The sequence below is a fragment of the Flammeovirga yaeyamensis genome, from assembly GCF_018736045.1.
Taxonomy (GTDB): Bacteria; Bacteroidota; Bacteroidia; order Cytophagales; family Flammeovirgaceae; genus Flammeovirga; species Flammeovirga yaeyamensis.
In genome coordinates this window covers 1,952,210-1,965,433 of record NZ_CP076132.1, presented here as the reverse complement: position 1 = coordinate 1,965,433, position 13,224 = coordinate 1,952,210, and the positions used below count along the sequence as shown (strand labels likewise).

Below are 13,224 nucleotides of genomic sequence, written 5' to 3'. Positions count from 1 at the left end.
ATATTATAAATGAATGGGCTATTAGTAGCCCATTTTCTTTTCAATTAGCTGAATAATTATGTGAATCACTTTGATGTGTATTTCCTGTATTCTATCAGCAAAACCAAAATGAGGTACCCTAATTTCGACATCAGCTAGCCCTGCCATTTTACCGCCATCTTTACCAGTTAATGCTATTACTTTAATACCTTTCTCTTTAGCGACATCAATGGCATTGACAATATTCTGAGAATTACCACTTGTGCTCAATACAAAGAGGACATCTCCTTTTCTACCAACTCCTTGCAAGTATCTTGAAAAAACATACTCAAATCCATAGTCGTTACTTACGCATGATAAGTGACTAGCATCAGATATGGCAATTGCACCAATTGATGGTCTGTCTTCTCTGTATCTACCAGTAAGTTCCTCTGCAAAATGCATTGCATCACAATGTGAACCACCATTTCCACAAGAGATTACCTTTCCATCATTTTTAAAAGAATCCACCAAAAGATCAGCAGCCTTTTCTATAGAATGAATATTATTTTCATCTGATAGAAACTTTTCCAACACCGTTTGAGCTTCTTTTAGCTCACCCTCAATTAATGATTTGAAATCTGACATACGTATTTTGTGAATCTTTTTTTGATCTTAATTGTACAAATTTGTGCTTGATCTTACAAAAAACTAAAAAAACTTTCTATTTTTATAAAATATTAACTCAATCCAAACACAATCTTAATTTAATAACTGATGGATTTTAACTCTTCAAAGCTACAGGATCAACTTACGTTCGTTTTGACTGAATACGGTCTAAAGGCTGGCATGGCAATATTATTCCTCATTGTAGGATTTATGATTGCCAATAAAGTTGCCCATATTGTTGCTAACCAAGTAAAAAGGAAATCATCTGATAATCACGCATTGATCGACTTCATTACCTCTTTGGTAAAAATTGGCCTAAAGGTGATTATTCTAATTGCCGCTATTGGTATTGCGGGGGTAGAAACAACATCTTTCATTGCAATGTTAGGTTCTGCAGGTTTAGCTATTGGTCTTGCTTTACAAGGTTCTTTAGCAAATATTGCTGGTGGAGCGTTACTTCTAACTTTAAAACCAATGAAAAAAGGAGAATTGATCGAAGCACAAGGTCACCTTGGTGTTGTAGAAGACATTGGACTTTTTGCTACCTCAATTGTCACTCCTCATAGAAGACATGTATTTATTCCTAATGGCGGATTAGCTGGAGGAGTAATTAAAAACTATACAAGAGAAGGTTTTGTAAGATGTGATGTACCTATTGGCATTTCTTATGACTCTGATATCAAAAAAGCCAGACAGGTACTTCTAGACGTCATTAAAGATGACAAAAGAGTACTAACGCAACCTGAAGCTCCAGTAGTTTGGGTGACTAACCTTGGCGATAGTTCTGTTGATCTTCAATTAAGGGTACACCTTAAAGTAGATGATTACTGGGCATTTTTATTCGAAACATTAGAAGCGGGTAAAATTGCTCTTGATAATAACGGTATTGAAATTCCATTCCCTCAAAGAGTGGTACATATGAAACAAGAAGCTGAAGCTTAGTTCATATTAATTTATTATATTGAAGCTCTACTATTTAGTAGGGCTTTTTTTTCAAACAAACTTTTGTATCATGAAATACTATCTATTAACTCTCAGCTTCTTTACTATTTCATTTTTCTCCATTGGACAAGTGGGAAAACAACATTTTTATGATTTGACTGAGGAACAAGTCAATTATTACATAGATTCTTTAAACCAATTAGAATTTGATAATGAAACAGATCGAATTACAAATGAAGTAGATAAATCGTTAATCTATTCCTATTACAATGATTATCAAAAAGCCATTGTGATTATGAATGATCTCATTTTGTTCCACCCTAAAGATTACAAATTATATCATCAAAGAGGTAATTATCACATTGAATCAAATCATCATCAAAAAGCAATAAGAGATTTTTCTACAGCTTTAATATATGCCCCTGATAGTGCTTATGTTGAAATACTCGTCAACCGCGCAGCTGCTTTTTCTCACATCAGACAATTTGATAAGGCCTATAATGATTTACAAAAGGCCTATGCTAAAGATAGTACTGATTTAGGTGTATTAAATAATTTAGGAACAGTAAGTGATGAACTTGGAAGAAAAGAAGAGTCATTTATCTATTTCAATAAAATAATTGAACTTGATCCTACTTTTATGCCCGGCTATTTAAACTTAGGTTTTAAATATCAGTTAATTGGTGAACATGAAATGGCTATTGAACAGTTCAATATCGTTATAGAGAATAGTCAATATTTAGGATTGAGCTTAAACAACAGAGCCTACAGTCGTCTACAACTTGGAGATGTAAAAGGAGCGTATGAAGATGTAATGAAATCTTTATATGTTGACGACACTAACTCCTATGCATTCAGAAATCTAGCTTTGATTTACATTGAAATGAAAGATTATGAAAAAGCTTGTGAAGCCATTGATGAATCAATAAACAAAGGTTTCATTCCACGTTATGGTAACGAGATTGTTGATTTAAAGAACAAATATTGTGAGATAAGTTCTACTCAATAAATAGTCAATATTTATTTAAATAAGACAAGAAGTGTAAATCATAAAAACGTAATGATTTGCACTTTTTTTCTTACATAAGCTACTTTATTTAGAATTAATCCAATTTAGTTTTATATATTTGATCATTAATCAAGAATAAGTCTAAATAAACAAAACTTATGCAACAACAAGATCCGCTATTTATCAGTACAACAAGCTCAAGGTTATTAGAAATGTTATCAGTCACTGATGATCAATTTCTTGAAGACATCCCTTGTAAGAAAAAGAACTGCTGCAAAAAGTATAAGCGTAAGGGCAAGCATTGTAAAAAATGTCCAAAAATTTAGATTTAGTTGAAATTTACATTTCATTTCGCATATAGCTATTGACACTTTTTGTGTAACTTTGCGGTAACTTAGGTAATCGTATAAAATAAAAAAATGCTTACACAAGAGCTTAAAGATAGAGCAGATCAACTAGGATTTATTGATGTTACAGAAAATAACCCTATTGATCTCAAAAAAGAAATTACACGTTTAAAAGAAGAAAAAAACGCTGTTTTTCTAGCCCACTATTATCAAGATGCCGAGATCCAAGATCTTGCAGACTTTGTTGGAGATAGTTTAGCATTAGCACAAAAAGCAGCTGATACCGATGCAGATATTATTTTATTTGCAGGTGTACATTTCATGGCTGAGACAGCTAAAATTATCAATCCCGAGAAAAAAGTTATTCTTCCAGATTTCAAAGCTGGCTGTTCATTAGCGGAAGCAGCTCCAGCAAAAGAATTTTCGGAATTTGTCAAACAATATCCAGATCATACTGTTGTCACTTACATCAACTCTTCTGCTGATGTAAAAGCATATACAGACATTACAGTTACATCTACTAATGCTTTAAAAATCATCAACTCACTTCCTGAAGACGAAAAGATCATATTTGCACCTGATAGAAACTTGGGTAAATATATCATGAAAGAAACAGGTAGAGATATGTTGCTATGGGACGGTGCTTGTATCGTTCATGAAGCATTTGCTTTAGAAAAGATTCTTGATTTACACAAGGAAAATCCTCATGCAAAAATTATTGCTCATCCAGAATCTGAAATGCCACTTCTTAAAGTAGCCTCTTTCGTTGGTTCAACTGCAGCGTTACTAAAATTTGTGCAAGAGGACGATAGCGACGCTTATATTGTTGCTACAGAAGCTGGAATTTTACATAAAATGAGAGAAGCAGTTCCTCATAAAAACTTAATTCCTGCCCCTTCTAAAGAAGACAATACTTGTGCATGTTCTGAATGTCATTTCATGAAAATGAATACATTGGAAAAAGTGTACAATTGTTTGAAATATGAATACCCTGAGGTAGAGGTAAACGAAGACATTCGTGTTAAAGCTATTGGTTCAATAGAAAGAATGTTTGAACTATCATAGATTTATAATGCTGTTTTCGTTAAAAACGAAGACAGCATTTTATTTTTTTTAAAATAACCAATGACAAAAGTAGATTTTCTAGTAGTTGGTTCTGGTATTGCAGGTCTGAGTTACGCATTAAAACTATGTGAATACTATCAGGACAAGGAATACCACCCACAAATTTGCTTAATTACAAAGGATGAACCCTTTGAAAGTAACACAAGATATGCTCAAGGAGGAATTGCGGCGGTCATTGACGCAAGAGACTCTTATGAAAAACACATCCAAGACACCCTTATTGCTGGATCGCATATTAACAATGAAGAAGTTGTAAAACTCGTTGTTGAAAATGGCCCCGAACGTATTCGAGAATTGATCAATTGGGGAACTCAGTTTGATAAATCTGATAATGGAGAATATAACCTTGCTAAGGAAGGTGGACACAGTGACCACCGTATACTTCATTTCAAAGATGTTACTGGGCAAGAAATTCAGCGAGCACTTCTTAATGCCATCAAACAATATGATAATGTAAAAATCCTTCAAGATTACTTTGCTGTCGATTTAATAACACAGCACCACCTTGGGGAAGATGTTACACGTTATCGTAAGGACACTCAATGTTATGGTGTTTATGCTTTAAATAAAATTACTGGCGAAGTAGAAACTATCCTTTCCAAAGTAACTTTATTAGCTACTGGAGGTATTGGTCAGGTGTATAAAACAACGACAAACCCTTCTGTCGCTACCGGTGATGGTATTGCTATGACCTATCGGGCAAAAGGACATGTTCAACAAATGGAGTTTGTTCAGTTCCACCCTACCGCCTTATATCAAAGAGGACATGAAGGGAATGCATTCCTAATTACCGAAGCAATGCGCGGATCTGGTGCTATTCTTAGAAATAGTAAAGGGGAAGACTTTGTAAAAAGATATGATGATAGAGGATCTTTAGCTCCTAGAGACATTGTTGCTCGTGCTATTGACTCTGAAATGAAGAAGGAAGGTAAAGAACATGTTTGGTTAGATGCATCAGTCATTGATGAAGCCGAACTGAAAAGTCATTTCCCTTCTATCTATAGTCATTGTCAGAAATTAGGGATAGACATTACCAAAGAATATATTCCGGTTGCCCCTGCCTCTCATTATTTATGTGGAGGAATTGTGGTAAATACTAAAGCGGAGACTTCTATTAATAACTTGTTGGCCTGTGGAGAATGTACTTGTACAGGTTTACATGGTGCTAATCGTTTAGCTTCAAATTCGTTATTAGAAGCCGCTGTATATGCACATGAAGCTTTTGTTACTGCAACACAACTTGTAGAACTAACACAGTGGATGGAACAGATACCAGATTGGAACAAAGACGGTACAACTGTTCCTGAAGAAATGGTTTTGATTAACCAATCTAGAAGTGATCTTCAAAGAGTAATGTCGAATTATGTGGGTATTGTTAGATCCAACGAACGTTTACGTCGTGCTTTCAAGCGTACTGCCTTAATTTACGAAGAGACAGAAGAACTGTACAAAAGAACAGAGATTTCTCAACCTCTTTGTGAGCTAAGAAACATGATTACAATCTGTTACTTGGTCATTAGCGGAGCAAAGGAAAGACATCAAAATATTGGTTTACATTATTCTATTGATTTTGAATAATTAAATCCTAAAATACTAAAAGAGGCTGTTTTCAACTTTATGAAAACAGCCTCTTTTATTTATATCTAAATAATACTAACAAGTAGAATTTGGATTCTCAAAGTTCTTACTTTCATCCTCATCTCTATCTGTCAGACATTTAAAGTCTTTTTCGATCAATAATTTAAGAGAAGATCCATCAGCATTTTCTTGAACAGATGAAAAACCAACTGTAGAAGTGTCCACCCATTCTTTGATCTGATCAACAGTTAGTAAAAACTGAAGTTTATTCCCTTGCATTTCTGCAGACATCTCTCCTCTTTCAATAGATTTTACTCCATAAACAAAAGAGGTTGCACCTAGTTGGGAAGTCGTATAAACCTCACCTTCTCTATATAGCTCGTCAATATCCTCTTTGTTTAGACGAAGACGGATACTGTTATCTAATAATCTTAATTTCATAATCTATTTTTTATAAAACCATACGGTATATTGTTGTCCCTTTTTATACTCATTTACTTCTGCATTTAGCTCGATAAAAGCATTTGCTGCAGATAATTTCGCCAAATCGCCAGAACCTCCACCTGAAATAGGATTCGCATAAAGTAAACCATCTTCCTTATAAAAAGTCTCCACTTGTAAGAAGAATGTCAATGGTTTATTAAATTTAAAATCTTTATCTAGAATTGCCTTAGATGGCAAGTACTTTTCTTTTTTTAATTGTGAATTTAACCAAGGAATCATATATCTATTAGAACATAAATAGGTAGAAACTGGATTACCAGGTAAAGCAAACACCACCTGCTTATCCGACTTTCCAAACCAGAAGGGCTTTCCAGGTCTTTGTTTCACTCCATGAAACTGTTTTTTAATACCTAATGATTCAAACACTTCTGGTAGAAAATCAAATTTACCTTTTGATACTCCTCCACTAAACACTAATACATCAAATTGTTCTTTGATATTTTTGATCTTGATCAATAACTCTTCTTTATCATCAGTAAGATGAAAAATTTCTGAATCAAATCCATTCTCTGACAACGTTGCTTTTAGAGAATAACAATTCGACATTCTTATCTGATAATCATTCGGTGTATCATCCACTCCCACTAATTCATCGCCTGTAGCAATGACCGCAATTTTAGGACGAACAAATACTTTTACTTTTGACTTCCCTACTGTTGCAAGAATACCAATTTCTGAAGAAGATATTTCTTTTCCTGCTTTAATCAGCACCTCTCCTTCAGCTTTATCCGATCCCTTTTGATGGACATTACTCATCATCTGAGCATTTTTAAAGTCAAGTATCTTTACTCCTCCTTCCACTTTTTCTGTCCATTCGTAAGGGATCACTACTTCTGCATTTAAAGGCAATACAGAACCCGTCATCACTTCCAGACAGTTTTCTCTATTTTCTAAAGTCAATTGAGGGCTTCCTGCTGCTTGCACACCTTCTACCTCAAAAATCTTATCTGTTTTACCTAATTGAGAAGAGTGAATGCCTACACCGTCCATAGCCACACGATGAAATGGAGGAAAATCTCTATCGGCAAAAATATCTTCCGCTAAAGTTCTTCCTAAAGAATGAACCAAATCGACCTCTTCAATTTTTAAATTAAGTGAAACTTCACCTATTATCTTATCCACCTCTACAGGTTCTATCAATTGATTTTGCATTGTAGTTTGATTATTGAGAAATTGATGTCTGAATTTTATAATTTCGCTTTCATGAAAGATCAAGAAGAAAAAAACACTACACTTACACATTTAGATAAAGAAGGCAACCCTTCTATGGTAGATGTAGGTGAAAAAAATATTACCACCAGAGTAGCTATTGCTCAATCTATTGTTGAATTTCCACTTGAAGTCGCACAGACTATTCAAAAACAGGATAATCTTACGAAAAAAGGGTCTATTTTTCAAACTGCAATCATTGCAGGCATCATGGGAACGAAAAAAACTTCTGAATTAATCCCATTATGTCATCCTTTACCACTCGACAAATGTAATATTGAGATCGAATGGACTTCTAAAACATCCCTATTAATTAAGAGTACTGCAAAGGTAACATCAAAGACAGGGGTGGAAATGGAAGCACTCACTGGTGCTACAGTAGCAGCGTTAACTATTTATGATATGTGTAAGGCTTTATCCCAAGACATCATCATTAAAGAGACCAAGTTATACCACAAATCGGGAGGAAAAACAGACTTCAACAGATAATGAAAAAACATCAGAAACACGCCAAACTAACCCGTAAAAATATAGGAAACTTTGCTGCAAATGAAATTGCCATAATGGGCACAACCTGTGGTGAAATTAAAAAGTTTGCTGGTGCAGTAGCTTCAAACCTTCCTCATAGAAATCCTGCCTTTTTGGACATGGATCACAAAACAGATGAAGAAGAATTAGAGAAGTCATTTTATGGTGATGTTCATTTACAGGTTACAGATAAGATAAAATTTCACCGATTAGATGTAAAGTCGAACTACAATAACTTCGAAAAAAGACAGTTATTCAATACTTCAGATATCTTGATTGTAAATGGAAATCATTACGAAGCTTCAGAACAATTATTGTTTATTGATGATCGTAAGCCATTAATCAAGAAAATTCAAAAGGTGAAAAAGCCCATTGGTATTGTTTTTCCAGAAGGGCAAACATCTATTCCTCAAGAAGTACTTGATGTTCTCCCAGAACTAAATGATTTACCAAAATGGTCCATTGAAAAAGAGGGAACGATAAAAGAGGTTGCTGACTACATCGATCAATATTACAAAAAGCCCACTTTAAAAGGTTTAGTACTTGTAGGTGGAAAATCTACTCGAATGGGAAAAGATAAATCCACATTAAAGTACCACGATGTACCTCAGTGGCAATATGCCAAGAACCTTTTGATTAAGTATTGTAAGGAAGTATATCTTTCAACAGCGCATGATTCCAATGCCTTCGAAGATCAAAAGACAATATCAGACAAGTTTATTGGACTAGGACCAATGGGAGGAATTTTATCGGCCTTTCAAGAAGATCCTAATGCTGCATGGGTGGTCATTGCTTGTGATTTACCTCTATTATCAGAGAAAACCCTGGATGATTTGGTCAATCAGAGAGACACCTCAAAATATGCTACCTCATTTAAGAGCCCAAGTTTAGATTTTCCTGAACCATTGATCTGTATTTGGGAACCTAGATCTTACGGAAAGCTGTTAGAATATTTAAGTTGGGGATATTCATGTCCAAGGAAAGTACTCATTAATAGCGATATAAATTTACTTATTCCTGAATTTGAAGAGGAATTGACGAATGCCAACACTCTTGAGGAATACAAGAAAATTAAATCAGAGATATAAAAACAAGGGCTGTCCCAAAACAAATTTGAGACAGCCTTTTGATTTTATTCTTTATTGTGAATTAGAATCCAAATCTATAATTGACACCAGTAAGTAAGAACTTACTAAAATCAGAAACACCGTATTCACCTCTAACAGACCAATGTTTACTTAGTTCATAGTTAAAGCCGAACTGAAAAGTCCATTGTTTTATTAAATCCTTTTTGATGAAATAGGCAATTGGTAAATCAGTAATTTTATCGTAGTCTGTATCAGATAATCTTTCTTCAATTCTTGCCTGTACTCTATCAATAATTCTTTGCTGAGGGGCTGTTAAACCGTTATACCATTCTTCAATCTGATTATCTAAGTTTGGTAACGCTTCGTTAATAGTCACTGAACCAGTATTACCTTCATTATTTGTGAAGTTACGATACATCGCACCTATATAAAATGCTAGCTTCGTTTTATTTTTGAAACTAAACCTTCTACCTATTCTCATCGATGTTGTAAACAGTCCAACGCTTTGTTCTAATAAAGCTGATTTAGAAGAAGAGTAGTTTCCATCAACACTAACAAAATATTTTTTATATGCATAATGGAATGTTGCACCACCACCAACGGTTACAGCATCAAATTCTACTTTACTACTAAATTCTGGAAAAGTGACATTTTCGAATTGTGGCTGTAAACTCACTTCAGTACCACCAACAGACCTAGAAAATAAACCATAGACATTCATAAAAGGTAGAGCAAATAGATCTGCTCTTAAATTAAGTCCATTTGTAAATGCTCTAGTTTTTTTAAAACCTAAAGTCTGTTCATTCAAAATATCCGTCATATCTTTACCTGCGATACTCATTTCGAATTGAGTAATGTCTAGATACATTTCGTTAAATACATAGTTTAGACTTATACCTGCAGGCAAAGGAAAGTCGATACCTCTATCTTGAACCTGTTGACCTAATATTGGAAATACATAGGGATATTTCTTTTTAGTTTGAGTGGAATCAGAAGATTGAGCAAAAATTGAAGTTGTAGAGAGTAAAAGTATTATTACTTTAAATAGTTTCTTCATTGTTATAGTTATTATCTTAATTTTTAGAAAGATCTACCTAAGCCAACACTAATCGACCAAGAATCATATCCTTCTTTGAGGTCATAAAATATACCTACTGGAATTGACCAATTATTTCCAATAGCAAAATTATATTCAGTACCCATTCTTAAAACGCCTAGGTTATGATGTCTTTCTAATTCAATACCCCCACCTACAAAAGCATTCCAACTTGGTAATAAAGTATAAGTAGCTACTCCTACTAATACTAATGCATGATCCCTTTCCAGGTCTTCTTTGTGAGGTATAATGTAACGTCCTAGCTCTATATCTGCCATAACACCTAGTTCAAATCTAGGTTTGATCTTATATAAATAATCAAAACCAATTCCAGGTACAAAGTGGCCTTTATGATTTAAATTATCTTGATTGGTCCCTTTTGGAATATAAGTTTGAGCGAATGTAACAGAAATAAAATGTCTTCCTTCTGACTCTTTTTCTTCTTGAGCAATAGCAGAATTCTGAAATACCAGACAGAATAATAAAGTGACAATTATTGAAGAGAGTATTTTATAGTTCATTAGTAGATTGAAGATTAATTACCCAATATTAAAACATCATTGATATTAGGACTAAACAAATATTTAAATATTTTTTAACATAAAAAAGCCTACCATAAAAAAATGGTAGGCTTTGCTTGAACTAATTACTTATTTTCTTCACAACCTTTTAAGTCGCCGTCTTTAGCCCATAATTTTATATCAAATAATTCTGGTAAATTATCTGGCTCTCCAACATCTGTTGAGTCCATAAATGCTCTTGTACCATCTGCTGGTAAATTATCAATATCATCACCGGGCTCAGGAGAATCATCTTCTCCTTCCATAATTTCGAACAATTCTCTTAATGAGATATAGTAGTTTTGTTCTTCCTCATCCCACTTAAAGAATGAAGAAGCATCAACAGCTTCTCCTATTGTATCTTCTCCTTCCTCATCCATTTCACATGTTTCTGCTAAATAAGACTTGTAAGTTAAAGCAGCACTTTCATCAGCATAGAATGACCAAGAAAAATCTGCATTTTGTTCTACTGAAGTTAATGCAACTGAACTTTCCTCAAAATACCAAGTACCTTCATCAGACATTCCTAATCTTTGAGATGTAGAGTCATGTTCTTCTGGATGAACAGGCATGTCATCACTATAAAGCATACTCTTAGTTGAGATATACATCATCTTGCCATCAATATCAAATTTAACTTGAATGTTTAATGGCATAGGTAGAGGCACAATCGCTTCACCACCAGGTAAACTATCATTTTGGATTTTAATTTCAGTTAAATCTCCATCCGTAGTAAAATAAAGATAACTAACGTCTTCAGGGTTAATATCATCTTCACCAGTTTCTTCGTCGCATGATAAGAAAGAGAAAGTTAGACCTATAAGTAATAGGTACCTCCAAAGTTGATTGATTTTCATAATGAAAAATAAAAATTATGGGTTATAAAAATAGTTTTTAGGGCCTATCAATTTAAATAGTCTACAGATGATAGGGCTTTAATAATCAGTCAATAGGTTTCAATAACTACACCAATATAGATGTACAATAGTTTATTCTAACTTAGGAACTTACAATGCGAATATCAAACACATTAACACTATTCTTAGAAACTCGATATATTCTCCTTGAAAAAGAAAAAACACCATTTAAAATGATGTTCAAGGTATAAAACAAGGAATTATAATAAATCTTTGTTCAAATTATAATATTATTATTGTTATTATTATGCTGATTGTAAAACTGTTTTCTTAGTATCTTTTAATAAAAAATACACTAATGGAACTATTGCAATTTCCATTAAAACATAAATAACCAATAATGGAGAAGGTATTCCGTCAATAATTATACTGAATAACCGACCTACCCCTAAGCCAGCACAAAATAGACCTGTTATAAAAATGGTTTCATTAATAAATCGATTTGACATTGCACTATAATACACCCATCCAACTAAAGCAAGGTACAATCCTGTAACTGCTCTCAAAATATGAGCAGCATCAGTTGAAACATTTTCTGGTAAAATTAAGAAATTTGATATTAACCAATCGGGGAATAAGCCATACATTAAAGCGATAACAGATAATGTGGTAGCAAAAAACAATAGATAGATCTTTTTAATATTCATTTTCGTATTTATTTGATTCACCACAAAAGTAGTTCAATATCAAACTAAATAAATTGATCTATGATAAAAAAAGGTTATTCCTAAAAAAGAAATAACCTCATTGATATATATAATTCGCATTAAAAGGTGTTATGCTAATTGTTGAGCTGCAGCTTGTATAATAGAAGATTCTTTTCCAAGCTTAACAACCTCGCCTATTACAATAATTGCTGGCGGCCTCACATCGTATTCATTTGCTTTTTCTACAATATTTTTGAGTGAACCAATCACTACTTTTTGAGTGGGTAAGGAAATATCTTGAACCAATGCAATAGGTTCATCTTCATTCCTATACATACTAAATAGTTGAGAAATCAATTCTAGTTTACCTACACCCATTAGAATGACTACTGTAGCAGTTGAATTTGCTGCATGGGTAAGGTCTTTTGACATCCCACCAGAACATGTCGTAGCCGTCACTACCCAAAAGCTTTCGTTGATACCTCTTTTAGTCACAGGAATTCCTGCCAATGTAGGACCTGCTAATGAAGATGATATTCCTGGAACAACATGACATTCGATACCAAATGTTTTGGCAAACTCAATTTCCTCTTGTCCTCTACCGAAGACAAAAGAATCTCCACCTTTTAATCTTGTTACGGAACCGTATTTCAATGCCATATCAACAATAAGTTGATTTGTTTCTTCTTGTTTTAAGTAGTGCGCTCCTGCTCTTTTTCCTACGTAGACTTTTTCTACTCCTTCTGGAATAAATGAAAGTACATCTTCAGAAACCAATGCATCGTATAATACGACTTTGCTTTCCTTTAAAACTCTAACTGCTTTTAATGTTAGTAATTCGGCATCTCCAGGGCCTGCTCCAATTAAGTAAAAAGTAGGTGTCATAAGTAAATATTGTTTGATGTGATACTCAAAACTACGTATATATACTTATATATCAAAATATTTTTACGTATTTAAATAAGACTACTATAAGTATAATATATAATAAATGAGAAAATAAAACTCATTAATCATTCTATCTCCATATTTATACTTATATATATA

14 protein-coding genes are annotated in these 13,224 nt (G+C 33.5%); 6 read left to right on the top strand and 8 right to left on the bottom strand.

From position 1 onward, the window contains the following. Positions 1-21: 21 nt before the first annotated feature. A complete protein-coding gene (lpcA, locus tag KMW28_RS07675) occupies positions 22-606 on the bottom strand; it encodes a D-sedoheptulose 7-phosphate isomerase (protein ID WP_169663920.1) in 585 nt (194 codons plus the stop codon). Positions 607-735: 129 nt separating this feature from the next. Here lpcA and KMW28_RS07670 point away from each other — a divergent pair, with 129 nt between their 5' ends. The 4 genes from KMW28_RS07670 (at position 736) to nadB (ending at position 5,628) form a co-directional block, all read left to right on the top strand. Continuing rightward, the gene (locus tag KMW28_RS07670; protein ID WP_066208648.1) at positions 736-1,569 is read left to right on the top strand and encodes a mechanosensitive ion channel family protein; all 834 of its coding nucleotides are present in this window, start codon (positions 736-738) and stop codon (positions 1,567-1,569) included. A gap of 70 nt (positions 1,570-1,639) precedes the next feature. Continuing rightward, a complete protein-coding gene (locus tag KMW28_RS07665) occupies positions 1,640-2,578 on the top strand; it encodes a tetratricopeptide repeat protein (RefSeq protein WP_169663921.1) in 939 nt (312 codons plus the stop codon). 419 nt (positions 2,579-2,997) lie between these two features. Then, positions 2,998-3,990: a quinolinate synthase NadA gene (gene nadA, locus KMW28_RS07660; RefSeq protein ID WP_169663922.1), complete on the top strand. Its 993-nt coding sequence runs from the start codon at positions 2,998-3,000 to the stop codon at positions 3,988-3,990. A 60-nt stretch (positions 3,991-4,050) separates the two neighbouring features. After that, a complete protein-coding gene (gene nadB, locus KMW28_RS07655; RefSeq protein ID WP_169663923.1) occupies positions 4,051-5,628 on the top strand; it encodes an L-aspartate oxidase in 1,578 nt (525 codons plus the stop codon). Between the two features lie 75 nt (positions 5,629-5,703). Here the strand turns inward: nadB and KMW28_RS07650 are convergent, their stop codons facing one another. Next, entirely contained in the window at positions 5,704-6,069 is a 366-nt protein-coding gene (locus tag KMW28_RS07650) for a DUF7009 family protein (protein ID WP_169663924.1), read from the bottom strand. 3 nt (positions 6,070-6,072) lie between these two features. Further along, on the bottom strand, positions 6,073-7,284 hold the full coding sequence (locus KMW28_RS07645; protein ID WP_169663925.1) for a molybdopterin molybdotransferase MoeA: 1,212 nt from the start codon (positions 7,282-7,284) through the stop codon (positions 6,073-6,075). Positions 7,285-7,335: 51 nt separating this feature from the next. On the opposite strand from KMW28_RS07645, the gene moaC reads away from it, so the two are divergent. Both moaC and KMW28_RS07635 read left to right on the top strand, forming a co-directional pair. Beyond that, entirely contained in the window at positions 7,336-7,830 is a 495-nt protein-coding gene (gene moaC / locus KMW28_RS07640) for a cyclic pyranopterin monophosphate synthase MoaC (RefSeq protein ID WP_169663926.1), read from the top strand. Beyond that, a complete protein-coding gene (locus KMW28_RS07635; RefSeq protein ID WP_169663927.1) occupies positions 7,830-8,957 on the top strand; it encodes an NTP transferase domain-containing protein in 1,128 nt (375 codons plus the stop codon). The genes moaC and KMW28_RS07635 overlap by 1 nt, the downstream gene beginning before the upstream one ends. A 61-nt stretch (positions 8,958-9,018) precedes the next feature. Here the strand turns inward: KMW28_RS07635 and KMW28_RS07630 are convergent, their stop codons facing one another. The 5 genes from KMW28_RS07630 to cobA form a co-directional block, all read right to left on the bottom strand. Further along, positions 9,019-10,014: a hypothetical protein gene (locus tag KMW28_RS07630; RefSeq protein ID WP_066208667.1), complete on the bottom strand. Its 996-nt coding sequence runs from the start codon at positions 10,012-10,014 to the stop codon at positions 9,019-9,021. A gap of 23 nt (positions 10,015-10,037) precedes the next feature. Beyond that, positions 10,038-10,574, bottom strand: a complete 537-nt coding sequence (locus KMW28_RS07625; RefSeq protein WP_169663928.1) for a hypothetical protein — start codon at positions 10,572-10,574, stop codon at positions 10,038-10,040. Between the two features lie 125 nt (positions 10,575-10,699). Further along, complete coding sequence (locus tag KMW28_RS07620; protein ID WP_169663929.1) at positions 10,700-11,470, bottom strand: hypothetical protein; 771 nt, start codon at positions 11,468-11,470, stop codon at positions 10,700-10,702. A 305-nt stretch (positions 11,471-11,775) separates the two neighbouring features. Continuing rightward, positions 11,776-12,177, bottom strand: coding sequence for a DUF4345 domain-containing protein (locus tag KMW28_RS07615; protein ID WP_169663930.1), 402 nt, complete (start codon positions 12,175-12,177; stop codon positions 11,776-11,778). Positions 12,178-12,306: 129 nt separating this feature from the next. Then, the gene (gene cobA, locus KMW28_RS07610; RefSeq protein ID WP_169663931.1) at positions 12,307-13,062 is read right to left on the bottom strand and encodes a uroporphyrinogen-III C-methyltransferase; all 756 of its coding nucleotides are present in this window, start codon (positions 13,060-13,062) and stop codon (positions 12,307-12,309) included. Positions 13,063-13,224: the final 162 nt, after the last annotated feature.

Excerpts from the sequence above, each read along its gene's own strand:
- lpcA (WP_169663920.1), bottom strand. The coding sequence starts at position 606 with ATGTCAGATTTCAAATCATTAATTGAGGGTGAGCTAAAAGAAGCTCAA.
- KMW28_RS07670 (WP_066208648.1), top strand. The coding sequence starts at position 736 with ATGGATTTTAACTCTTCAAAGCTACAGGATCAACTTACGTTCGTTTTG.
- KMW28_RS07665 (WP_169663921.1), top strand. The coding sequence starts at position 1,640 with ATGAAATACTATCTATTAACTCTCAGCTTCTTTACTATTTCATTTTTC.
- nadA (WP_169663922.1), top strand. The coding sequence starts at position 2,998 with ATGCTTACACAAGAGCTTAAAGATAGAGCAGATCAACTAGGATTTATT.
- nadB (WP_169663923.1), top strand. The coding sequence starts at position 4,051 with ATGACAAAAGTAGATTTTCTAGTAGTTGGTTCTGGTATTGCAGGTCTG.
- KMW28_RS07650 (WP_169663924.1), bottom strand. The coding sequence starts at position 6,069 with ATGAAATTAAGATTATTAGATAACAGTATCCGTCTTCGTCTAAACAAA.
- KMW28_RS07645 (WP_169663925.1), bottom strand. The coding sequence starts at position 7,284 with ATGCAAAATCAATTGATAGAACCTGTAGAGGTGGATAAGATAATAGGT.
- moaC (WP_169663926.1), top strand. The coding sequence starts at position 7,336 with ATGAAAGATCAAGAAGAAAAAAACACTACACTTACACATTTAGATAAA.
- KMW28_RS07635 (WP_169663927.1), top strand. The coding sequence starts at position 7,830 with ATGAAAAAACATCAGAAACACGCCAAACTAACCCGTAAAAATATAGGA.
- KMW28_RS07630 (WP_066208667.1), bottom strand. The coding sequence starts at position 10,014 with ATGAAGAAACTATTTAAAGTAATAATACTTTTACTCTCTACAACTTCA.
- KMW28_RS07625 (WP_169663928.1), bottom strand. The coding sequence starts at position 10,574 with ATGAACTATAAAATACTCTCTTCAATAATTGTCACTTTATTATTCTGT.
- KMW28_RS07620 (WP_169663929.1), bottom strand. The coding sequence starts at position 11,470 with ATGAAAATCAATCAACTTTGGAGGTACCTATTACTTATAGGTCTAACT.
- KMW28_RS07615 (WP_169663930.1), bottom strand. The coding sequence starts at position 12,177 with ATGAATATTAAAAAGATCTATCTATTGTTTTTTGCTACCACATTATCT.
- cobA (WP_169663931.1), bottom strand. The coding sequence starts at position 13,062 with ATGACACCTACTTTTTACTTAATTGGAGCAGGCCCTGGAGATGCCGAA.